This window comes from Vreelandella sp. ssv (genome assembly GCF_059448525.1).
Genome location: NZ_CM182545.1, coordinates 2,715,989 through 2,737,325, shown reverse-complemented (window position 1 = coordinate 2,737,325; position 21,337 = coordinate 2,715,989). Strand labels below are relative to the sequence as shown.

Annotated in this window: 22 protein-coding genes; 17 read left to right on the top strand and 5 right to left on the bottom strand. The window is 51.4% G+C overall.

Going from position 1 to position 21,337, the window contains the following annotated elements:
* Positions 1-145: 145 nt before the first annotated feature.
* From AC5TBW_RS12425 to rloA3, 4 genes are all read left to right on the top strand, one after another.
* On the top strand, positions 146-292 hold the full coding sequence (locus tag AC5TBW_RS12425) for a DUF2256 domain-containing protein (protein ID WP_495508865.1): 147 nt from the start codon (positions 146-148) through the stop codon (positions 290-292).
* A gap of 145 nt (positions 293-437) precedes the next feature.
* Positions 438-1,844 carry a DASH family cryptochrome gene (locus tag AC5TBW_RS12420; protein ID WP_495508864.1) on the top strand — a complete coding sequence of 469 codons (1,407 nt, stop codon included), beginning with the start codon at positions 438-440 and terminating at the stop codon, positions 1,842-1,844.
* A gap of 132 nt (positions 1,845-1,976) precedes the next feature.
* On the top strand, positions 1,977-3,245 hold the full coding sequence (locus tag AC5TBW_RS12415) for a lytic murein transglycosylase (protein WP_495508863.1): 1,269 nt from the start codon (positions 1,977-1,979) through the stop codon (positions 3,243-3,245).
* Between the two features lie 33 nt (positions 3,246-3,278).
* The gene (rloA3, locus tag AC5TBW_RS12410; protein WP_495508862.1) at positions 3,279-3,833 is read left to right on the top strand and encodes a retropepsin-like aspartic peptidase RloA3; all 555 of its coding nucleotides are present in this window, start codon (positions 3,279-3,281) and stop codon (positions 3,831-3,833) included.
* A gap of 41 nt (positions 3,834-3,874) precedes the next feature.
* On the opposite strand, the gene AC5TBW_RS12405 is transcribed toward rloA3, so the two are convergent.
* The gene (locus AC5TBW_RS12405; protein WP_495508861.1) at positions 3,875-4,588 is read right to left on the bottom strand and encodes a 16S rRNA (uracil(1498)-N(3))-methyltransferase; all 714 of its coding nucleotides are present in this window, start codon (positions 4,586-4,588) and stop codon (positions 3,875-3,877) included.
* 134 nt (positions 4,589-4,722) lie between these two features.
* Between AC5TBW_RS12405 and phaR the strand changes: the two genes are divergently transcribed.
* The 7 genes from phaR (at position 4,723) to AC5TBW_RS12370 (ending at position 9,364) form a co-directional block, all read left to right on the top strand.
* Positions 4,723-5,253: a polyhydroxyalkanoate synthesis repressor PhaR gene (gene phaR, locus AC5TBW_RS12400; protein ID WP_495508860.1), complete on the top strand. Its 531-nt coding sequence runs from the start codon at positions 4,723-4,725 to the stop codon at positions 5,251-5,253.
* A gap of 82 nt (positions 5,254-5,335) precedes the next feature.
* A complete protein-coding gene (gene purD / locus AC5TBW_RS12395; RefSeq protein ID WP_495508859.1) occupies positions 5,336-6,622 on the top strand; it encodes a phosphoribosylamine--glycine ligase in 1,287 nt (428 codons plus the stop codon).
* Between the two features lie 77 nt (positions 6,623-6,699).
* The gene (locus AC5TBW_RS12390) at positions 6,700-7,140 is read left to right on the top strand and encodes an acyl-CoA thioesterase (RefSeq protein WP_495508858.1); all 441 of its coding nucleotides are present in this window, start codon (positions 6,700-6,702) and stop codon (positions 7,138-7,140) included.
* A complete protein-coding gene (locus AC5TBW_RS12385; protein ID WP_008959627.1) occupies positions 7,140-8,012 on the top strand; it encodes a phosphoribulokinase in 873 nt (290 codons plus the stop codon). Before AC5TBW_RS12390 ends, AC5TBW_RS12385 begins: the two co-directional genes overlap by 1 nt.
* A gap of 97 nt (positions 8,013-8,109) precedes the next feature.
* On the top strand, positions 8,110-8,451 hold the full coding sequence (locus AC5TBW_RS12380) for a histidine triad nucleotide-binding protein (RefSeq protein WP_495508857.1): 342 nt from the start codon (positions 8,110-8,112) through the stop codon (positions 8,449-8,451).
* 38 nt (positions 8,452-8,489) lie between these two features.
* Positions 8,490-9,131 carry a 2-polyprenyl-3-methyl-6-methoxy-1,4-benzoquinone monooxygenase gene (coq7, locus tag AC5TBW_RS12375; RefSeq protein ID WP_495508856.1) on the top strand — a complete coding sequence of 214 codons (642 nt, stop codon included), beginning with the start codon at positions 8,490-8,492 and terminating at the stop codon, positions 9,129-9,131.
* 74 nt (positions 9,132-9,205) lie between these two features.
* Positions 9,206-9,364, top strand: a complete 159-nt coding sequence (locus tag AC5TBW_RS12370) for a DUF1328 domain-containing protein (protein ID WP_495508855.1) — start codon at positions 9,206-9,208, stop codon at positions 9,362-9,364.
* Between the two features lie 84 nt (positions 9,365-9,448).
* Here AC5TBW_RS12370 and ettA read toward each other — a convergent pair whose 3' ends face one another.
* From ettA to AC5TBW_RS12350, 4 genes are all read right to left on the bottom strand, one after another.
* Positions 9,449-11,110: an energy-dependent translational throttle protein EttA gene (gene ettA / locus AC5TBW_RS12365; protein ID WP_495508854.1), complete on the bottom strand. Its 1,662-nt coding sequence runs from the start codon at positions 11,108-11,110 to the stop codon at positions 9,449-9,451.
* A 168-nt stretch (positions 11,111-11,278) separates the two neighbouring features.
* On the bottom strand, positions 11,279-11,491 hold the full coding sequence (locus AC5TBW_RS12360) for a PA3496 family putative envelope integrity protein (RefSeq protein ID WP_495508853.1): 213 nt from the start codon (positions 11,489-11,491) through the stop codon (positions 11,279-11,281).
* 187 nt (positions 11,492-11,678) lie between these two features.
* Positions 11,679-12,113 (bottom strand): PAS domain S-box protein, encoded by a 435-nt coding sequence (locus AC5TBW_RS12355; RefSeq protein WP_495508852.1) that lies wholly within the window; start codon positions 12,111-12,113, stop codon positions 11,679-11,681.
* A gap of 216 nt (positions 12,114-12,329) precedes the next feature.
* Entirely contained in the window at positions 12,330-13,643 is a 1,314-nt protein-coding gene (locus tag AC5TBW_RS12350) for an MFS transporter (RefSeq protein WP_495508851.1), read from the bottom strand.
* A gap of 95 nt (positions 13,644-13,738) precedes the next feature.
* On the opposite strand from AC5TBW_RS12350, the gene AC5TBW_RS12345 reads away from it, so the two are divergent.
* The 6 genes from AC5TBW_RS12345 to AC5TBW_RS12320 all read left to right on the top strand — a co-directional run bounded on the left by AC5TBW_RS12345 (position 13,739) and on the right by AC5TBW_RS12320 (position 21,321).
* Positions 13,739-14,008: an Rdx family protein gene (locus tag AC5TBW_RS12345; RefSeq protein WP_495508850.1), complete on the top strand. Its 270-nt coding sequence runs from the start codon at positions 13,739-13,741 to the stop codon at positions 14,006-14,008.
* Positions 14,005-14,877, top strand: coding sequence for a DMT family transporter (locus AC5TBW_RS12340; RefSeq protein ID WP_495508849.1), 873 nt, complete (start codon positions 14,005-14,007; stop codon positions 14,875-14,877). Before AC5TBW_RS12345 ends, AC5TBW_RS12340 begins: the two co-directional genes overlap by 4 nt.
* Before the next feature lie 245 nt (positions 14,878-15,122).
* Positions 15,123-16,979, top strand: a complete 1,857-nt coding sequence (locus AC5TBW_RS12335; protein WP_495508848.1) for a TolC family outer membrane protein — start codon at positions 15,123-15,125, stop codon at positions 16,977-16,979.
* 210 nt (positions 16,980-17,189) lie between these two features.
* On the top strand, positions 17,190-19,265 hold the full coding sequence (locus AC5TBW_RS12330; RefSeq protein WP_495508847.1) for a type I secretion system permease/ATPase: 2,076 nt from the start codon (positions 17,190-17,192) through the stop codon (positions 19,263-19,265).
* Positions 19,265-20,695 (top strand): HlyD family type I secretion periplasmic adaptor subunit, encoded by a 1,431-nt coding sequence (locus AC5TBW_RS12325; RefSeq protein WP_495508846.1) that lies wholly within the window; start codon positions 19,265-19,267, stop codon positions 20,693-20,695. Before AC5TBW_RS12330 ends, AC5TBW_RS12325 begins: the two co-directional genes overlap by 1 nt.
* Entirely contained in the window at positions 20,695-21,321 is a 627-nt protein-coding gene (locus tag AC5TBW_RS12320; protein ID WP_495508845.1) for a response regulator transcription factor, read from the top strand. Before AC5TBW_RS12325 ends, AC5TBW_RS12320 begins: the two co-directional genes overlap by 1 nt.
* Positions 21,322-21,337 lie beyond the last annotated feature (16 nt).

Below are 21,337 nucleotides of genomic sequence, written 5' to 3'. Positions count from 1 at the left end.
CGGGTGGCTTTTTCATGCCTCGCGTTGGAGGGCGTTGGTAAATTATTTGTACATGCTAGTCAAAACAAATTATGTACAATAATTGTACTGTATAAGATAATGTGTCCATGTTTTACGCTAAGCCATGCAACAAGTGTGATCAAACGTGACCAGGCAACGCAAACAGCATCTGCCTCAGAAAGAGTGCGTTCAGTGCCAACGGCCTTTTACTTGGCGAAAAAAATGGGCTCGCTGCTGGGCCGAAGTACGTTACTGCAGCGAGAGGTGCCGTCGTGGTGCTAGGACCGCATAGTGCTCTGTTACAGGGTGCTATAAGCCAAGTATTGAGCAAACAGGTATTGAGCAACCAAGTACTGAAGTACTGAGCACTCAAGTACTGGGACGCTAAGCACTTGCATCAACGTGCCCAGTATAAAAGCACCCAAGGAGGCGCAAGCATGAACAGCACGATGGATATCGTCTGGCTTCAAGACGACCTGCGCATAGCTGATAATCCACTTCTCTATTTTACTTCCCCCCCCAGCTATCTATTGTGCCTTTATGTCCTTGATGAGCAGTGGTTGGCGCCGCTCATTGACGGCGAGCCGACGCCACGTATGGGACCCGCGCGCTTGCGGTTCTTATGGCAAAGTTTAATCGAACTGCGTGGAGAGCTTTTACAGCGCGGCAGCGATCTGCTGGTACGCATAGGTAAACCAAGCAAAGTGGTGATTGAGCTAGCCGCATCACTTAAGGCCAGAAAGGTGCGCGTTGCCGATCATCCCGGGTTTGAAGAGTCAATTCATATTCAAACGGTTGCGCAAGGTCTTCCTGGCGAAACGAGGTTAGAGTGCCTGGAGAGTGGCCGTCTGTTTGAACGTCACGCTTTGCCTTTTGAACGTGTAGCGCTGCCCGAAAGCTTCTCAGCCTTTAGGCGTGGTGTTGAGCAGGCATGTACGATTCCGAGTGGTCGCTGCGCCCCCGTCACCTTGCCCCCTTGGCCTGAAGCGCCCAGAGGTTTTCCGCCTCTAAAAGCCATCTGCGAGCAGAGTGCCATATGGCAGCCTGATGCTCGGCAAGGATATGCGTATAGGGGCGGTGAATCTGCGGCACACGCACGCCTGAACGATTACTTATGGCATCAGAAGGGAGGTGAAACGTATAAAAAAACACGCAACGGTTTGTTAGGCGCCAACTTTTCAACCCGTGTGTCACCTTGGTTAGCACGAGGGTGCCTATCAGCCCGACAAGTGAATGATGCAGTAAAGGCCTGGGAGGCCAAGCACGGCAGTAACGAATCGAGTTATTGGATTACCTTCGAGCTACTGTGGCGTGAGTATTTTATCCGTGTCGCTGAGCTGGAAGGGGCGAAGATGTTTGGAGTTATTCAGCCTGCTAAGCCTTGTGACGCTTTTAATGCGTGGCGTAATGGTGACACCGGGTTGCCATTTGTCGACGCCGCCATGTTAGAGCTTCGTCAAACGGGATGGCTATCTAATCGCGCCCGGCAAAACGTGGCTAGCTTTTTGGTTAAAGACTTAAAAGTGGATTGGCGATTGGGTGCTTTGTGGTTTGAGCACTGCTTGATTGATTACGATGTTGCCAGTAATTGGGGGAATTGGCGTTATATTGCCGGGGTGGGGCGGGATCCAAGGCAGGATCGCTATTTTAACGTGCTGAAACAGGCGGCGAATTACGATCCAGAGGGACTTTATGTTGCTCATTGGCTTAAGCAGCTCGAAGAACTCCCTCTCGGTCTATCGCGACATCAGCCGTGGCGTGCAGACCCTTTGGTCTTTGAAGCGCCTTGTGTTATGCCCGAACAGTGGGATCAATGGTTAATTCCTCATGAGGAAGGCGTTTAAACCCGCTGTGCCTATTGCGATAGCCAGTAGTAAAAAATAATCATCACCTCTGAGCCGCCGTGAAGGGTGGTATCTATTACTTTTCTAGGCCATCATCCCAGGCATGCCAAGGACTGCCTAAGGATATAAAGAATGTCTCGTGATTTCTCTACCGGTTGGTGTTATCGCCCATTATTGTGCGTTTCATTACTAGCAGCACTAAGTACGCCTTTTGCCGCAAGCGTTACATTGGCTAGTCCTCAGCTAATGTCAGAAGTCGATGCTCAGGCGGCCACTGAAATCAGCTATGCAAACTTTCAGCAGTGGTTACAGGAGTTTCGGCAGTATGCAGCTGGCCAGGGTATAAGCGAAGCGACGCTGAGCAGTGCATTGGACGGCGTGCGCTATCGTGAGCGCGTGATTGAGCTCGACGGATACCAGCCCGAATTTGTTCGGCCTATATGGGAATATCTTGATACGGCGGTTTCCTCCACTCGAGTTAATACCGGGCGTGAAAACTTTGCCGCCCACCGCGATACAGCGCTAGAAATGCAGCAGCGTTTTGGCGTTCCTGCCGAAATTATCGTCGCTATTTGGGGGATTGAGAGTAACTACGGTAGCAACTTTGGTGATTTCTCAACCTTAGAGTCTCTCGCCACGCTGGCTTACGACGGCCGGCGTCGCGAGTTTGCCCGCAGTGAATTACTCGCCGCCCTGCGTATTATTGATGAGGGTGATATCGCCGCCGAGCAAATGAAAGGCTCGTGGGCGGGGGCGATGGGGCATACTCAGTTTATCCCCAGTAGTTTTGAGGCTTACGCAGTGGATGGTGATGGTGATGGTCGGCGTGATATCTGGGGCAGTATTCCAGATGTGATGGCTTCAACCGCTAACTATCTTGATCGGGCTGGCTGGCAAACTGGTCAACCCTGGGGTGTTGAAGTACGTTTGCCCGAAGGGTTTGATTATGCGCAAACCGAGCGACGCAGCAGTGCTGAGTGGCGTGATCAAGGTGTTCAAGTGCTGCAGGGTGAGTTACCAAACTTTGATAGTGCCGCCATCATTATCCCGGCAGGCGCTGAGGGACCTGCCTTCCTAGCAGGCGCAAATTTCCGGGCCATTTTACGCTATAACAATGCCACCAGTTATGCGTTGGCCGTCGCGACACTGGGCGATGCAATCGCCGGGCGTGATGGGATTCAGCACGCATGGCCGCGGGATCAGCAACCTCTGACCCGTGATGATGTTCAAGAGCTGCAACAAGGCCTGAACCGTGCAGGTTACTCTGTGGGCGGTGCTGATGGCGTAATGGGCCCCAATACACGTCAGGGCTTGCGGAACTTCCAGCGAGATGAAGGGTTAATACCTGATGGCTTTGCGACACAAGAACTACTTGAGCAGTTACGCCGTCGTTTAGAGTGATCATGTTGACGTTAATTTACCAAGGATGATGCTATGCAATTGATAGGCAAAAAGTTACTAGGCAGTGTCATAGTAGGAGCTCTGCTCGCTACCTCCGTGGCAATGGCCGATGACGAGCAGGTATTTGGCTGGGTAGAAAAAGCAACCCTGCAACCTTGGGGTATTGAAGTGAAAGCCAAACTCGATAGCGGTGCATTAACGTCTTCACTGGATGCGCGGGATATTGAGATGTTTGAGCAAGATGATAAAGAGTGGGTACGCTTTCGTTTAAAGTTAGAAGATCAGGAGAGCGGCGAAGTTTTCAGTGATCAAATTGAGCGCCCGCTATATCGAGAATTAGCAGTGCGCGGAGCCGGTGGCCGCGACGAGCGCCCTGTGGTTTTGCTGGAAGTTTGCATGGGCGATACCATTTATGAAGAACAATTCAGTTTGCGCGACCGCGAGGAGATGAACTACCCGCTGCTGCTGGGGCGCCGGACGATTAGCCACCTTGGCATGCTAGATGTGCGTGAAACATTCTTGCAAGATCCTGAGTGTGGAGAAAACACGACCGTTGTTCCCCACGACCCGGAAGATGAGCAGTCCTAGTTCATTTAGAACGAGTCCATACAGCTCACGTTAGTCGATGCTTAAAACAGCCGTGACAGCAAGGCGGTCACGGCTGTTTCGACGCGTAATATGCGCTGACCAAGGTGCATGCCTTCACAGCCTGCTGCCAGCAACTGTTCCACTTCCCAAGGAATAAAGCCGCCCTCTGGTCCTACCAATAATAAGGTGGGTTCACTGATATTCCTCGGGCAGGCGTTAGGCATGCCGGGATGGGCCACCAGTCCACGTCGCTGGCTAAGCAGGTCAGGCAGTTGCTGTTCAAGAAAAGGGCGAAAGCCTTTGCTCAACGTCACGGTGGGTAGCTGTGTATCACGCGCTTGCTCTAGGCCTAATACCAAGTGCTGATGAATTTTATCGGAGCGTAACTCAGGGGACTGCCAGTAGCTTTTTTCCACCCGTTTGGTATGGAGAAGAGTAATCTCTTTTACGCCCAGTGCTGTTACGTGCTCTAACGTACGCGCTAACATTCTTGGGCGGGGCAGGGCTAATACTAAATGCACGGGTAGTGGCGGTGGCGCCGACTCATCAAGATTTTCCAGCATGAAATGAGCATGCTCATGGGTAAGTTCTTTTAGCAGCGCTTTGCCCATATTACCGCCCTGCAAACCCACGGTTAGAAGATCGCCTGGGGTTGCGCGATGGACATCGCGTAGATGTGTCAGGCGACGTGGGTCCGTGATGCAGACATGACCTTCGTCGGTGAGATCAGTGGGGTCGAGCAGAATTAAATTCATAATAGTGGTCTATTGGTCACAGAATTGGCGCAGTGCGGCTATCTAAACTATCCAGGTGGCTTGCATGGGCGCGTGGTGCAGGCACAATACCAGTAACGGGAACAAAACCCCTATCGCGTTTAAGGAGATGCGCCGTGCGCGTGATTCGCAAATATGCAAACCGCAGGTTGTACGACACTCAGCAAAGTCGTTATGTCACGCTGGAAGATCTGCGGCGTCTAATCATCGAGGAAGAGCCGTTTCGGGTAGAAGATGCCAAAAGCGGTGAAGATCTGACGCGTACCATTTTGCTTTCTATCATTATCGAGCAAGAGCAGGCAGACAGCGAGGCAGAAGTATTTTCTAACGATCTGCTGGCACAGTTAATTCGTGTTTATGATATGACATCACCATTGCCCCTGTCCCGTTATCTAGAGCAGGGCACTCAACTGATGTTAGAGCAGCAAAAGCGGCTGCAAAGTCAGTGGAAACAGGCAATGCGCAACACACCGCTGGAGTTTATGCGTGAGCTAGCTGAAGAGAATATGCGCTTTTGGCAAAACACGTTAAATCAGCCTGGTCAGCCTGACGATTCGAGCGATACTCCTCAAACAGAGAGAGATAGTGACGTCACGGCGGATGATAATGGCAAAGGTAATAACGTTAATAACAAGAAAGATAAATAGGGCAAACCCTCCCGACCCCACTAACCGCTGCGCTATGGCATAATGCCGCCTATATACGCTTTCCCGTTTGAGAAGGATGCACATGAAGGTTTTGATGATAGGCGGCGGTGGTCGTGAGCATGCCCTGGCTTGGAAATTGGCCCAGTCTAGCCAAGTTGAACAGGTATTTGTTGCCCCCGGTAATGCGGGCACGGCGCATGAACCTAAAGTAACCAACGTCGCAATTGCCGCGACCGACTTGGGAAGTTTGGTCGATTTTGCTCGTAATGAGCAGATTGGCCTAACCGTTGTGGGTCCTGAAGCTCCCTTGGTAGAAGGTGTTGTTGATCGCTTTCAAGCCGCGGGATTAACTATTTTTGGGCCTACTCAAGCGGCAGCTCAACTGGAAGGCTCTAAGTCCTTCACCAAGGATTTCCTGGCACGTCATGATATTCCTTCGGCGGACTACCAAACATTTACCGAGGTAACCCCCGCGCTTGCCTATCTACACAAAATGGGGGCGCCCATAGTCATCAAAGCGGATGGCTTGGCGGCGGGCAAGGGCGTAATCGTAGCGCTTAGCGAAGCGGAAGCGGAAGCGGCCATTCGTGACATGCTCGAAGCTAATGCGTTTGGCGGTGCAGGTGCCCGTGTGGTCATTGAAGAGTTTCTCGAAGGTGAAGAGGCGAGTTTTATTGTCATGGTGGACGGCGAGAATGTCGTGCCCATGGCCACTAGCCAAGATCACAAACGTGCTTACGATGGTGATACCGGCCCGAATACTGGTGGTATGGGCGCCTATTCCCCCGCGCCAGTGGTCACCCCGGAGATTGATGCGCGCATTATGGAGCAGGTTATTCTGCCTACCGTGCGTGGCATGGCCGCAGAGGGCAATGCATACACTGGCTTTTTATATGCAGGTCTGATGATCGACACAGCGGGCAATCCTAAAGTGATCGAATATAACTGTCGCTTTGGTGATCCCGAGACACAGCCCATTATGCTCCGCTTAACCTCCGATTTAGCTGAGCTATGCTTAGCGGGTGCTGAAGGTAAGTTGGCAGGCCAGCGCTGCGATTGGGATTCTCGGGCGGCGGTAGGCGTTGTCTTGGCCGCCGGGGGCTACCCGAGCAATTACCGTAAAGGCGATGTTATCCATGGCTTAGCCGATGCCGAACAAACGGGCTGCAAAGTGTTTCATGCAGGCACTGAAGAGAGCGCTGAGGGAGAAGTTATCACCTCCGGTGGTCGCGTTCTGTGTGTAACGGCGCTAGGCGATAGCGTATCGGAAGCGCAGCAGAAAGCATATCAGGGCGTTAACGCTATTCACTGGGAAGGCGTTGAATGCCGGCGTGACATTGCTTTCAGAGCGATTGCTCGAGAAGAGTAGACAAACCTTACGTTGAGGCACTGAGCGGATAGCCCCTTTAATCAAAGGTTTCCGAATTCACTGATGAGGACATAGGCATGGAGCGTGTCAAGCTGGACTTTCCCGCTGAAGCGGTCATTCATCGTCATCCTTTGACAGTGCGGGTAACCGATATGAACTACGGACGCCACTTAGGGCACGATGCGTTAGTATCACTGCTTCATGAGGCGCGTATTCAAGCCTTTGCGGCCCTGGACTTACCAGAGTGGGATATGCACGGGCATCCTTCGGTGGTCGCTGATCTCGCGGTACAGTATCAAAATGAAGCTCGCTGGCCCGATGCCTTAGTGATTGCGACCGCTGTACCTGAGCCGCAAGGCAAGGCGTTGACCATTTATCAGCGTGTTTATCACGCTGACTCCCAGCAAATAGTCGCGACAGCCCGGGTAAACCAGCTATTGATTGATCTTGCTACAGGGCGCCCTGTCGATGTGCCGCAACAGGTTATCCAAGCACTGGCCCACGCGAGGAGTGGTTGATGTCACGGGAGTATCCAATCATTGCGGTGACCGGCTCTTCAGGGGCAGGCACCACAACCGTTCGGCGCAGCTTTGAGCGCATGTTTCTGCGTGAGGACGTGCATGCAGCGGTGGTCGATGGCGATGCCTTTCATCGCTATACCCGCGATGATTTGCACCGCATATTCCGTGAAGAACCCGAGCGTAAAGATGAGCTTTCTCATTTCGCGGTTGAAGCTAATTTGTTGGATCGCCTAGAGGGGCTGTTCAGCGAGTATGGTGAGCACGGCTCGGGTACTTTTCGGCACTATATTCACGCTGAAGATAAGCAGAAAATTGAAGCTGGCTACCGCGTGGGAACCTTCACCGAGTGGCAATCGTTACCATGTGGTACCGACCTGCTGTTTTACGAGGGTTTGCATGGAGGTCTGGTCACTGAAGAGTATGACATTGCCCGTCACGTGGATCTGCTGGTGGGCGTCGCCCCCACCATGAATCTTGAATGGATTCAAAAAATCGACCGTGACACCAAGCTTCGTGGTTACTCACAAGAAGCGGTTATTGACACTATCCTGGGTCGGATGGACGACTACGTTCGTTACATCCAGCCGCAGTTTTCGCGCACTCATATAAATTTTCAGCGTGTGCCTACCGTCGATACCTCTAATCCCTTTGAGGTGCAGGATATTCCTACCGACGCTGAGTCATTCGTGGTTATCCGGTTTCGTGATCCCTCCACGGTGGATTTCCCCTGGCTACTGGCGATGATTAAAGACTCTTTTATGACTCGGCCGCATACGCTGGTCGTGCCCGGGGCGCGAATGTCGCTGGCGATGGAGTTAATACTCGCTCCCTTGGTTAGGCATCTTCTTGCACAGCGACGCTTCCGGTAAAGGGGCCCGAGCGAAAGCTTCCTCCCATTGTCGCCATCATCAGACTGGTAGAGATAATGCCCACTTAAGTGGCAAGTAGCTAATAAAGGAGCTCTGTATGGATTGTCTGTTTTGCAAAATCATTAATCGTGAAATCCCTGCCGATATTGTGTACGAAGATGACCACGTATTGGCATTTAATGACATTGGGCCCCAAGCGCCTACGCATCAACTGATCATTCCTAAAAAGCATATCGCCACGCTCAATGATATTAATGAGGCTGATCTTGCCACCATAGGGCGTCTTCAGTTCACCGCCGCAAAACTTGCCCGTGAGCAGGGCTTTGCCGAGGATGGTTATCGCGTGGTGATGAACTGCAACGAAATGGGCGGACAGACGGTCTACCATATTCATATGCATTTAATGGGTGGGCGTGTATTTACCTGGCCTGCCGGTTGAGCTAAGCAGGCCGCTATCACAAGCAAAAGGGTGTTGCCATGGATCGTCAACAGAGTCGTTCAGATCGCGTTATTCATCAGTTGGATACCGTATTGCGCACGCTGATGCCTCATGCGGCTTCTTCGCAGCGTATTAGCCCTGCCAGCGGTATTAAGGATGACGCTCTTGACGATCATGAGCGTCGCCATTCCGCAGGTTTAATGCGCATTAACCACACCGGTGAAGTATGCGCTCAAGCGTTGTACCAAGGGCAGAGCGTCACCGCTAAACTACCTCATGTGCGTATGCAGTTGGAGCACTCTGCACTTGAAGAGATTGATCATTTAGCCTGGTGTGATGAGCGATTGGAGCAGTTGCATAGCCGAACAAGCTATTTAAATCCGTTTTTTTATGTCGCCTCTTTTAGCATTGGTGCGGTGACTGGGGCAGTCAGCGATCGGATGAGTTTAGGGTTTGTAGCCGCAACGGAAGAGCAGCTTGGCAAGTGCCTTGAAACCAACCAAAAATCCTTACCCACTGGCGACAAACGATCACGTGCCATACTGCGCCAAATGGCAGTTGATGAAGCCCATCATGCTCATCTCGCGTTAGAAGCGGGTGGACTAAGGTTTCCTGCTCCGGTGAAGTGGGGCATGCGTCTGGTTTCTAAAGTAATGACTAAAAGCGTTTATCATCTTTAAGACACATTAACGCTGCATAATGGTGTATCAGGCGATGCTTACGGGAAAGCTTTACCACGGAGAGGTGCACATCGATGCTAGGTAATGCAGTGCTGTTTTTAATCATCGCCATTATTGCGGGGGCGGTAGGTTTTTCTGGTATTGCCGGGGCGGCTTCTACCATCGCAAAAATTTTATTTGTACTGTTTATTGTTCTTTTTATTGTGTCATTCATTACCGGTCGTAGACGCTAGGCTTTGGAATTTAAAACGAAAAAGGCCCCGCTATGCTGCGGGGCCTTTTGCTGTCGACATTCCCTGTCAACGTGATGCTAATTATCAGGCATCAATGCGCTTGTACTTCATCCGCTTAGGCGTATCGCTACCAACCCGCTTCTTATGGTCTGCTTCGTACTCTGCATAGTTGCCCTCAAACAAGACCACTTCAGAGTCACCCTCGAAAGCCATAATGTGCGTGGCGATACGGTCAAGGAACCAGCGATCGTGCGAGATCACCATGGCGCAACCCGGGAAAGCTAGAAGTGCGTCTTCCAGCGCCCGTAGCGTTTCGATATCCAGGTCGTTGGAGGGCTCATCGAGCAGCAGAACGTTAGCACCTTGCTTCAGCGTCTGAGCAAGCTGTAAGCGACCGCGCTCACCACCGGAAAGCTCTGATAAGCGTTTCTGCTGGTCGTTACCCTTAAAGTTAAAGCGACCCACATAAGCGCGGGAGGAGACTTCGTAGCCGTTGATGTTGAGGATGTCCTGACCGTCCGAAACGGCTTCCCAGACGCTCTGCTTGTCATCTAGGCCATCGCGCAACTGCTCAACATAAGCGATATCCACCGTTTCACCGACGACCACTTCGCCTGCATCCGGCTGCTCTTTATCGGTAATCAGTTTGAAGAGGGTCGATTTACCCGCACCGTTACCACCAACGATGCCAACAATCGCACCTTGTGGAATGGTAAAAGAGAGGTTCTGGTAAAGCAGCTTGTCATCAAATCGCTTGGCCACATCACGAAACTCAATGACGTTATCGCCCAGGCGGGGCCCCGGCGGAATATAAATTTCATTGGTTTCATTACGCTTTTGGAAATCGCCTGACTGCATCTCTTCAAAGCGGTTAAGACGCGCTTTGCTTTTTGCTTGGCGGCCTTTGGCGTTACTGCGCACCCACTCAAGCTCCTGCTTGATGGCTTTTTGGCGCGAGGCTTCCTGCTTGGCTTCTTGATTCAGACGCTGGTCTTTCTGCTCAAGCCACTGAGAGTAGTTACCCTCAAACGGAATGCCTTGGCCACGATCAAGCTCGAGAATCCAACCCGCTACGTTATCCAGGAAGTAGCGATCGTGGGTGATGGCGACGACGGTACCGTTGTAGTCGTGCAGGAAGCGCTCAAGCCAAGACACTGACTCTGCATCAAGGTGGTTGGTAGGCTCGTCAAGCAGCAGCATATCGGGGCTGGAAAGCAGTAAGCGGCAGAGTGCTACACGGCGGCGCTCACCACCCGAGAGATTGCCCACTTTGGCATCCCAGGGGGGCAGTCGCAGCGCTTCAGCAGCAACGTCAAGCTTACGCTCCAGGTTGTGAGCATCCGCGGCTTCGATAATGTTTTCAAGCCGTGCTTGCTCGCTGGCCAGCGCGTCAAAATCGGCGTCGGGCTCTGCGTAGGCCGCATACACGCCATCCAACTTCTCCTGCGCGTCTTTAATTGCCCCGAGCGCTTCTTCGACGGTGTCGCGGACGTTTTTCTCGTCGTCTAGCTGCGGCTCCTGGGGAAGGTAGCCAACATTGATGCCGGGCATCGGACGAGCTTCACCTTCAAACTCTTTATCGACACCGGCCATAATGCGCAGCAGTGTGGATTTACCCGAACCGTTTAGGCCCAGAACGCCGATTTTGGCGCCAGGAAAAAACGATAGCGAAATATCTTTGAGAATTTGCTTTTTGGGCGGCACAACTTTGCCAACCCGGTTCATGGTGAAAACGTATTGCGCCATGGAGATCCGTTAAGTTGTTGAAAGGAAGAAAGCGACAGCAGCAGTTTACTGGCTCTTATTGCTGGCTAAGGAGTGATGATAGTGGTCTGAGCCAGGAAAGGCTAGGCTACTGGAGATGTGGGCTAGCCAAGCCTACTCAGTTTCTGAGAAGGCCGAGCTGCTCAAGACTTACTCTTCTTCGTCCCAATCATCTTCAATAGCGCGCTGAAGACGGCGTTCTTCTAGCCACGCTTCAACCTGACGTCGCGCGCGTAAGCTGTCAGCTTTACTGGGCTTACTTTTACCGTAATGGTCATCATTCACGGCATCTAAGCTTTCGAACTCGTCTGAGTCGAGTGCTTCGTTGGTAAAGGTTTCACGACTTAGGGGATCACGGCTCATGTGATGTCCTCCAACCCAGCCGGCGTGCCGGCGTAACAACGGCTTCACTTATCTAAACAGCGACCCTACAAGCGTGTGTCGTTCGCCAAGTGAAGCGCCTAGCGCAAATTAAGCGCCTTGCCGCTATATAACGCCAGTTGGGATGAAGTTCAAGCTTTGATGGTTTTTTTATTCAGAAAGTTAATGATTAGTGGTTTTCTCGTTGCTTTTGTAGCTCAGCGAGCGCAAGTTGCGCTTCAACACGCTCGGTCACATCTTTTTGTACGCCAATGTAGTACATCAACTCGTCCGCTTCGTCGTAGACCGGCGTAATGGATAGCTCATTCCAAAACATAGTGCCGTCTTTACGGTAATTACGCAGCACTTCGCGAGAGGGGCGGCCATCTTTGAGCGCCTCGCGAATGGCGACTAACGCATCCTGTTCGCGGTCTTCATTCTGCAAAAAGCGGCAGTCGCGATACAGAATTTCATCCGCGCTATAGCCCGTTAAGCGCTCAAAGCCTTTGTTGACGTAGATAAGGATATTCTCATCCCCTTCCTGTTCGGCAACGACAATGCCGTCTTCCGACGCGTCAACTATGCGTTCGAGTAGCTCGGGACTGATCAATGGAGATCGTTTCATCAAAGGGTTCCTGTTGCAGCTCCAGTCCTTTCCATTGTTCTCAGTAGCACTGATTGCCTACGGAACGACGGAATTTCAAATCATTTATTATAGGCCGAATAGCCAGGGCTGTAATAACGCCACTGATATTTGGCTCTATCATGGCGAGCGTTGTCACGCATTGCAATCTTGAGCAGCCTTATAACGTCAGTAGCACAGCCGATAGGGCCTGTCATTTCACTCAACCTCTGGCAGTTGTTGGGAACTATATATTGCCCCTACCGCGGTAGCAGCGAGAATCAGCAATAATATGGCGCTGCCAAACCACTGTGCGAAGGCGCCAATAATTGCGCCTACTATCAACATTAATACACCCGTTAATGTATTGGAGAGGGCAACATAAAGGGCGCGGTTATCTTGGTTTGCCATATCAACGAGATAGGTTTTTCGCCCCAGGCGAACGCCATGGTGAACAACCACCAATAAAGCGTAAACTGCTGCATACGGCCAAATGCTGTGTGTCCACTCGCCGGGCAGCCATGCGAGGTTGGCGCCCAGAAAACAGCAAATAGCCGTACCGATTGCCGCGTCGCGCATAACTCCACGGCTCGACTGATCTGCGCGCTTACCCCAGATGGGACTTGCGACCATTGCGGCGACGCCAGATACCACAATCAATATGCCTAAGCCGCCAAGATTGGTGCCACTTTGGTTTTGTCCCAGCAGCGCAATATAGGGGAGGGCGAGTGCACTTGAGAGCAGTAGCGCCCGGGCGAGGTTAAAGTGTAAAAAAGTGCGGTCATCTTTAAGCAGTGATAAGCCTAGCTTAATGCTGTCCCAGCCATTTTCGCCTCCCTCTATGGCTCCTGGGACTTCTTCAATGCGAGCGGCGGCTAATGCATTGATCAACCAACCGCTAGCGGCAACTGCAAGCAGTGCTGCTACGGCTAAATTGCCAGGTTGCTCATTAAGCAGTATTAAAATAGCCCCTGCCACCAGGGTGGCGGCGCCAGCTACGCTACCGCTCCACCCCATTAATGTGCCACGGCGGCGCTTGGCAATGGTCTTGCCTAGTACATCTTTGGTGGCAATGGAGGATAAGCCACGTGCTAGCGAAAGCAGTATTAGCGCTGCAAGTACTAGCGTGCCGCCGAGGGTGCCGGTAGTGAATATTGCGCATATGCTAAGTAGCAACGCTGCAAACGCTTGAACCAGTGCCCCGGTCACCCACACCCATTTCCGCTTTGGCTTTAAGCGAATAAACCCGGCCACAAAAATTTGCGGTAGTAGCGCGCCTGCCTCTCGGATGGGCACTAGCAGTCCTACCATCCACACCGGGGCGCCGATAATGCCCATCAGCCAAGGTAGCACTAAACGCGCGCTGGATAGTTCGTCAGCCAGCTTATTTCCTAATGATGCCCAAAGGTGTAGGAAAAAATTGCGTGGTTGTTCGTGGCAGGCGCCCTCAGGTATATCGTCGCACATGCGGCTATCTTCATCCCCTGTTAGCCACTCATACAGGCGAGACTGTGAAACATCCGGTTGAGCCATGAGGGTTCCTTGGCGGTTGCTAATATAAGATGACAGAATGCCTGCTTAGGATGACATATTATCCTGCCAAGGAACCTACGGATAAGGAACTCACGATGTCACGCATTCAGATTCGCTACTGCACGCAGTGTCAGTGGCTGTTGCGCAGCGCTTGGTATGCGCAAGAGCTCCTGTCTACCTTTGGAGAAGAATTGACTGAAGTCGCGTTAGCACCGTCTCATGGCGGCACTTTTGAGATTTGGTGTGATGAAATAATGCTTTGGGAGCGAAAGCGCGATGGCGGTTTTCCCGATATCAAGCTCATTAAACAGCGTGTGCGAGATCAACTGGATCCCGGGCGAGATTTAGGGCACATCGATCGATGAGTCAGGATAGGCAAGCTATCCTCTCCGGGCTCGGAGCCGTAGCGCTTTGGTCTACGGTGGCAACGGCATTCAAAGTGGCACTCGCCTGGATGAGTCCTCTGGAGTTGATGTGGCTTGCGGCATTCGTTTCCTGGGTGCTCATGGGAGCGCTGGTTATAAAGCAGGGAACTATGTCCGTTGCTCTTAGGAGAGGTTGGAAGACGGCTGCCTGGGCCGGGTTAATGAACCCAGTTGCCTATTACCTAGTGTTGTTTGCTGCCTACGATCGGCTTCCCGGGCAGGAGGCAATGGCGCTAAATTATACTTGGGCATTGGCAATGGCATTTTTGGCTGTGCCCCTGCTTGGCCAGCGCTTAACCCGAATGGATATCATTGCTGGCTTGGTAGCTTATGCTGGTGTATGGGTAATTGCGACACGTGGCTCTGTTTTCAATATCTCATTTGCCGACCCGCTTGGCGTCATTTTGGCGCTGGCTTCGACGCTACTTTGGGCACTTTATTGGCTCTTGAATGCGCGTGATCCACGCCCTCCACTGGTAGGGCAGTGGCAAAACTTTAGTGTAGGCCTGCCCGTGTTAACCCTATTGTTACTGCTCGGTCCTGGTGTCCAGTGGCACGGATGGCCTGCCTTTGGCGCGGGCGTTTATGTCGGCCTCTTTGAGATGGGAGTGGCGTTTGTGCTGTGGCAAATGGCGGTGCAAAAAGTATCGCGCACGGCGAAAGTCTCCAACCTGATTTTTCTTTCACCCCCTGTTTCACTAATGCTGCTTTTTTTAGTCGTAGGGGAACCCATTCTCCCCTCAACCTTGGTGGGGTTGGTGCTGATACTGTTTGGGTTAGGGCTTCAGCAGACACAAAAAAGTCTATGAAGCACGGCTTTTTTTAAAGCTGTGGCATTTTGGTGTGCTTTTGTGTTTTTGTGTTACGATTAGTGATTGATGAGGTGCCAATAAGTATATCGTTTAGATATGCTTAATTAATTTTGATGTTTTTTTAAATTATCACTTTTGTAATTAGGTGCTAGGCTTGGGGTGGTTAGCCGTATAAAAAAGCATGGAGGCTAAACGCTTAGCTGGGTTGCCAGTGAAGTGATATCCGCTACAGGGAACGCAAAATGAAGCAAGCAGTCGTAACGCGCACGAACAAAACCAATCTTCGCCGCATTTCAATGCCACTAATGGCAGTTACCTTGGCCTTTGCACCGTTAACGAGTGCGATAGCCCAGACGCTTCCGCAAAGTCTGTATGCGCCTGGTAATGACGATCTGCAGAGCGTTGTTCAGAAGGCAATTTCTACCAATCCGGAAGTTGAAGCCGCGTGGTCCCGTCTCCGCGCTGCTAAAAATGATATTGGCGTGGCGCGTGGAAACTACTTGCCCAGCATTGATGTAACCGCAGGTGTAGGCCGAGAAGCTCAAGAGGGCGACGGCCGTGGTAGCTATGAAACTGACTTTGCAGAGCTGACGCTTACTCAAATGCTGTTCGATGGCTTTGCAACGCGCAGCGAAGTTGAGCGGTTAGATAGGGCTGAGTTAGTTACCTATTATGAGTTGATTGGTGCCAGCGAAAATATAGCGCTGGAAGCATCAGAAGCTTATCTGGACGTGGCACGTTATCGTGAGTTAGTCAGACTGGCTCAAGAGAACTACGCCAAGCACCAGGAAGTCTATCAACAAATTGAAGAGCGCACTCTTTCTGGTGCCGGAAGAGGGGTAGACCTTGAGCAAATAAGTGGCCGGTTGTCATTGGCTGAATCGAACTTGATGACCGAAGCGACAAATTTGCACGATGTTACCGCGCGTTACATGCGTATCGTTGGTGAATTGCCGGCTCAAAACCTGATGCCCGCGCCCGAGCTTGATGAGAATTTGCCTGCAAGCGTCAGTGAAGCGGTCAATTTAGCATTTGAGGGCAATCCTGATTTTCATGCTGCCATCGAAAACATTAATGTTCAGCGTGCTGAAAAAGAAGGCACGCGCGCAACGTTTATGCCACGCCTAGAAATTCAGGGTAAAACAGGCACAAACAATCAAGATGATGCCATTGCTGGGCGCCGTGATGAGACCAGTGTTCAGCTAGTGGCAAGTATGAATCTATATAATGGTGGTAGCGATCTAGCGGCTTTCCGAGCGGCCAGTGATCGCATTGAAGAAGCCGTTGATCAGCGTGAATTGGCTTGTACCAATGTGCGTCAAACTACGCAAATTGCATATAACGATGCTCAACGACTTCGCGAGCAGCTGAATTATTTAAATCAGCATCGTTTATCAATTGATCGCGTTAGAGGCGCCTATCAGCAACAGTTTGATATTGGTGAGCGTACTCTCTTAGATGTGTTGGATAGTGAGAATGAGTACTTTGATGCCAGCCGTGCTTATGCAAATGCCCAGTATGACATTACCCTGGCGGATGCAAGAACGCTGGCAGCAACGGGCCAGTTAATGCAGTCACTTGAGATTATGCGTGATGATATGCCGACATTAGCCGAGTTGGGCAGTGACGGCGTTGCCATTACGCCAGAGATACTATGTCCGGTGGAAGGTCCAAGTGGGTTTACACTGGAAGACTTTATCGGTGGTGACTTCGCTACTCCCGCTCCCACTCGGGCGCCGGACGTAACGCTTTCTGCAGATGCTCTATTTCCGATCAATAGTGCTGAGTTAGGTGCAGATACGCGACAAGAGCTTGCAAGGTTGGCTGCTGATATCAATGCGCGTAATGACATTGCGCGAGTTTTTATAGCTGGTCATGCAGACAATACAGGTTCAGATGCAATTAATGATCCTCTTTCTCAACAGCGCGCTGATAGCGTCGCACGGTTTTTTGCAGACCAAGGCGTTGAGCCGACTTTGATCCAAACAGAGGGCTATGGCTCTAATCGCCCTGTAGCTTCAAATGACACGGTAGAGGGTCGCGGGCAAAATCGGCGAGTGGAAATTACCTTAGAGCGGTTTGATGAGATCAATACTTAAAGGACACATTTTATTCCTTGATCTGATCGAGTGCTGAGAGTGTTTGGATAAGAGTATGTGGCACATAGCGTTGAAAAAATATGCTATGTGCTATTTTATTATAAGAGGTGGACATTGTCAGAGCATGATCAAACGCTGTCTGGTAAGGAGTCGCAGGATTCTTCATTGGATCATGATGAACTTCTTCTCTGCTTACAGGCAGTGGCTAGAATGCATCAGCATGAAGTTTCTTCTGAATCGTTAACTGCGGGATTGCCACTTGAAAATGGTAAGCTGACACCCTCAGTTTTTGCCCGGGCTGCAGCGCGCGCGGGTATGACGGCGCAAATTGTTAAGAGTGGGCTAGTCAATCTTAACCCTGAACTGTTCCCCGTTATTGTGCTCCTTGAGCCTGGACGGGCATGTATCGTCAACGCCATTGATGTTAAAAAAGGGCTCGTTAAAGCTGTATTTCCTGAACTGAATGAAGCGGAAGTTGAAGTTGGTCTCAATGAGCTGGCGTCTAGCTACTCGGGAGACGCTATTTACGCTCGTCCTCGTCTTCGATTAGACAATAACCCCGAAACTAAGAAAAAGAAGGGTGGACACTGGTTTTGGAGTGTCATTCAGGAAAATAGAAAGCTGTACCGCGATATTCTTATTGGGTCAGTTGCCATTAACTTATTTGCCTTGGCAATGCCGCTATTTGTATTGAACGTCTATGATCGTGTAGTACCCAATCAAGCGACTGAAACGCTCTGGGTGCTCGCTGGCGGTGTTTTCATTGTGCTTTGTTTTGATCTGGCGCTGCGTCTGATGCGCAGTAGCTTTGTCGATTTAGCCGCTAGCAGAGCCGATGTAAAACTTTCCTCTTCCATTATGGCTAAAACGTTAGGGTTACGTTTAGAGGATAGGCCAGTCTCAACCGGGTCGTTCACCTCCACGCTCCAATCCTTTGAGTCAATACGAGCATTCATAGGTTCCGCTACCATTCTAGGTATTGTAGACCTACCTTTTGTGCTGTTATTTGCAGCGATTATCGCGCTGATTAATCCATGGCTTGTGTTGCCTGTTATCGCTGGGATCCTGTTCGTATTGCTTTATGCGTTGGCCGCTCAGGGCAAGCTCCATGAGTTATCGCAGACGACTTGGGAAGTGGGTGCTCAACGTAATGCCCTGCTCGTCGAGTCTGTTTCGCAGCTAGAAAATGTCAAAGCGTTGCGTGCTGAGAGTCGCATTCAGCGCCACTGGGAAAAAGCCACGGCTTTCTTGTCACGCACCAGTGCCCAGCTGCGATTGGTAAGCACCTCCGTCTCGAATGTGGCGCAATGGGCGCAGCACAGTGTGGCGGTCTGCGTCATTATTGTCGGCGTCTATCAGATTATTGAAGGTAACCTTTCCCAAGGCGGGCTAATTGCCGCTTATATGCTCTCTTCACGAGCCATGGCGCCGATTAGCCAGGCGGCAGCGCTGCTGGCGCAGTACCACCAATCATCAACAGCGTTAGATTCGCTCAATCAAGTGATGGATAAGCGCGTCGAGCGTCACGAAGGCAAGGTCTATGTTGAAAAGCCCAGCGTTGCTGGCGCCATTCAGCTGGAAAAAGTGACGTTGCGCTACCCCAATGAAGAGCGCGATGCGTTGCGCGATGTCTCAATTTCCATTAAGGCAGGTGAAAAAGTCGCGTTGCTAGGCCGAATAGGCTGCGGCAAGTCTTCACTCAATAAACTGATGCTTGGATTCTATCAACCCAGCGCGGGTGCCGTTTTACTCGACGGCGTTGATATCCGACAGATCGATCCAATTCAGCTGCGCCGCCATATTGGCTATGTCCCCCAAGACGTCAGCCTATTCTCTGGGTCGCTGCGCGACAATATTGTCGCCGGTGGTGGTAGTGAACGTATCGATGATGAGGAATTGCTTAAAGCATTAGATGTTGCAGGCTTGCAATCCTTGGTAAATAGCCACCCTCGCGGCGTTGATCTGCAAGTAGGCGAGCGAGGCCAGTCTCTGTCGGGAGGCCAAAAACAGTCTGTGGCGATTGCGCGAGCATTAGTGCATGACCCTGCCATATTGCTACTGGATGAGCCGACCAGCTCGATGGATAACGCCAGTGAAGAAGCCTTCAAAACGAATCTCAGTAAGGTGGCGCAAGGAAAAACAATGCTGGTGGTGACGCATCGAACGTCTCTGCTCTCGTTGGTAGACCGTATTATCGTCATGGATGCTGGCAAGGTTGTCGCGGATGGGCCTCGCGATACGGTGGTCGAAGCGCTCCGTAAAGGTCAGATCGGGAGGGCTTCCTGATGGCTAAGAAAAACACTGAGACCGCTGAGCAAAAAGGATTTGAGGCCATTGGCCGCTTCTCTGAAAAGGGCAAAAAACCGTTCCGTCCCTTTATGGATCGCTTGTTTGCGCGGCGAGTTACCTCGGCGCATTTAAGTCGTGACTGGGCGAGTGATACCGATTGGGCGCGATTGCAACAAGATCCAATGCGAGCGCGTCTGTTTCTCTACGGCGTTTGCTTGGCTTTTGCGGCACTCATCACATGGGCTTGTTTTGCGCCGATTGATGAAGTGACGCGTGGCAGTGGTCGTGTTATTCCAGCGAGTCATTTGCAGCAAATACAGTCTTTTGACGGCGGTGTTGTTGAGCAGATCATGATCCGTGAAGGTCAAGTAGTCGAAGCGGGTCAAGTATTAATGCAAATTGATCCGACCCGTTTTGTTTCTGACTTTCGCGAAAACCGGGCACAGCGTTATGCCTTACAGGCAAAAGCGGAACGCTTACGTGCCCTTGTCACTGACTCCCCTTTTGAGCCCGATGAAGAGCTGCGCCAAGAAGTACCTTCCATCGTGATTCAAGAGCGTGCGGTTTACGAGAGCCGCCGCGAAGAGCTGCGTGAGCAGGAAAATGTTCTAAATGATCGTATACGCCAGCGTAGAGAAGAGTTAAGAGAAGCTGTGGCAAAGCGCGATACCGCCCAGCGTGAAGCCAATATGTCCAGCCAGGAGCTTAATTTAACGCGCCCATTGTTGGCTTCAGGTGCCGTTTCAGAAGTTGAGGTGCTAAGACTGCAGCGAGATTTGTCACGTGCGACCGGTGAGCGTAACCAAGCTGATGCTGCTGTTTCCCGTTTAGAAGCGGCAGTAGAAGAGTCCGAGGGGCAATTGCTGGAACTGGGTGCAGAGCGCCGGAGCGAATGGCGTAATGATCTTGCCGAAACGCTGGGTGATTTGAATGCGCTTCAACAATCCGGTACCGGTCTTCAGGATCGGGTGAGATTGACCGAAATTCGTTCGCCGGTAGATGGTGTGGTTCAGCGAATTCATATCAGTACCATCGGTGGCGTTGCGCAACCTGGGCAAGAGGTGGTCGATATTGTTCCAAGCGATGACCAGTTGTTGATCGAAGCGCGGATCGCACCACAAGATATTGCATTTTTACACCCAGGTCAGGCAGCCACTATCAAGCTGACAGCATACGACTACGCCATATATGGTGGACTAAAAGCTGAACTTGATCATATCAGCGCCGATACCATTACAGATGACGATGACAACACCTTTTACTTAGTGCGAGTTCGCAGTCTTGCCGACGAAAATCTAGCGGATTCACTGCAGGTGATTCCAGGCATGACCGCGCAGGTAGATATTATAACCGGCAAGCGAACAGTGATGCAGTTTCTGCTCAAGCCTATTCTGCGGGCATGGCGTGATTCGATGGGGGAACGGTAATGGATCATTGGTTTGTGACAATGGATGGTAGCCTCAAGGCACGTTGGGAAAAGGCGTTCCCCGATGCACAGCCCTCAGCGCCTAACGTGATTGAAAAAAATGCCCAGTCTGGTGATTTGGTCTGGGTGACAACCACCGTTGCCTCTTGGCCGCAGTTGACGCAGCGCTTAGCTTTGATAGGCGTCACGGTGGTCATCCTTAGCTATGCGCCTAACGATAAAGAGGCGCTTAAAGCATTAGACCTCGGCGGCCGTGGCTATGTGCACACGCTTGCGACGGTCGATGTTTTAAAGCAAGTGGCTCTTGTGGTGACCAATCAAGGAGTGTGGGTTGGTCAAGAGTTGCTTGCAAAAGTCATTGGCGGCACCTTTAAGGCTTTGTCTCGGCGCACTGAGGAGGTCTCAACGGCTGGAAGCGATTATCTGGCTTTGCTGACCGAGCGTGAACGAGGCGTTGCCCTGGCCGTTGCACGAGGGGCAACCAATAAAGAGGTCGCTCGCCAGCTGGAGATCACTGAGCGCACGGTAAAAGCTCACTTAAGCGCTATTTTCAAAAAGCTAGCGGTACGTGACCGTTTGCAGTTAATGCTCAAGCTCTCTTCAATAAGGGAACTCGCTAGCTACTAATTGATTGTGGCGCTCT

Coding starts and splice junctions, on each gene's coding strand:
- AC5TBW_RS12420 (WP_495508864.1), top strand. CDS start 438: ATGAACAGCACGATGGATATCGTCTGGCTTCAAGACGACCTGCGCATA.
- AC5TBW_RS12415 (WP_495508863.1), top strand. CDS start 1,977: ATGTCTCGTGATTTCTCTACCGGTTGGTGTTATCGCCCATTATTGTGC.
- rloA3 (WP_495508862.1), top strand. CDS start 3,279: ATGCAATTGATAGGCAAAAAGTTACTAGGCAGTGTCATAGTAGGAGCT.
- AC5TBW_RS12405 (WP_495508861.1), bottom strand. CDS start 4,588: ATGAATTTAATTCTGCTCGACCCCACTGATCTCACCGACGAAGGTCAT.
- purD (WP_495508859.1), top strand. CDS start 5,336: ATGAAGGTTTTGATGATAGGCGGCGGTGGTCGTGAGCATGCCCTGGCT.
- AC5TBW_RS12390 (WP_495508858.1), top strand. CDS start 6,700: ATGGAGCGTGTCAAGCTGGACTTTCCCGCTGAAGCGGTCATTCATCGT.
- AC5TBW_RS12385 (WP_008959627.1), top strand. CDS start 7,140: ATGTCACGGGAGTATCCAATCATTGCGGTGACCGGCTCTTCAGGGGCA.
- AC5TBW_RS12380 (WP_495508857.1), top strand. CDS start 8,110: ATGGATTGTCTGTTTTGCAAAATCATTAATCGTGAAATCCCTGCCGAT.
- coq7 (WP_495508856.1), top strand. CDS start 8,490: ATGGATCGTCAACAGAGTCGTTCAGATCGCGTTATTCATCAGTTGGAT.
- AC5TBW_RS12370 (WP_495508855.1), top strand. CDS start 9,206: ATGCTAGGTAATGCAGTGCTGTTTTTAATCATCGCCATTATTGCGGGG.
- ettA (WP_495508854.1), bottom strand. CDS start 11,110: ATGGCGCAATACGTTTTCACCATGAACCGGGTTGGCAAAGTTGTGCCG.
- AC5TBW_RS12360 (WP_495508853.1), bottom strand. CDS start 11,491: ATGAGCCGTGATCCCCTAAGTCGTGAAACCTTTACCAACGAAGCACTC.
- AC5TBW_RS12355 (WP_495508852.1), bottom strand. CDS start 12,113: ATGAAACGATCTCCATTGATCAGTCCCGAGCTACTCGAACGCATAGTT.
- AC5TBW_RS12350 (WP_495508851.1), bottom strand. CDS start 13,643: ATGGCTCAACCGGATGTTTCACAGTCTCGCCTGTATGAGTGGCTAACA.
- AC5TBW_RS12345 (WP_495508850.1), top strand. CDS start 13,739: ATGTCACGCATTCAGATTCGCTACTGCACGCAGTGTCAGTGGCTGTTG.
- AC5TBW_RS12340 (WP_495508849.1), top strand. CDS start 14,005: ATGAGTCAGGATAGGCAAGCTATCCTCTCCGGGCTCGGAGCCGTAGCG.
- AC5TBW_RS12335 (WP_495508848.1), top strand. CDS start 15,123: ATGAAGCAAGCAGTCGTAACGCGCACGAACAAAACCAATCTTCGCCGC.
- AC5TBW_RS12330 (WP_495508847.1), top strand. CDS start 17,190: ATGCATCAGCATGAAGTTTCTTCTGAATCGTTAACTGCGGGATTGCCA.
- AC5TBW_RS12325 (WP_495508846.1), top strand. CDS start 19,265: ATGGCTAAGAAAAACACTGAGACCGCTGAGCAAAAAGGATTTGAGGCC.
- AC5TBW_RS12320 (WP_495508845.1), top strand. CDS start 20,695: ATGGATCATTGGTTTGTGACAATGGATGGTAGCCTCAAGGCACGTTGG.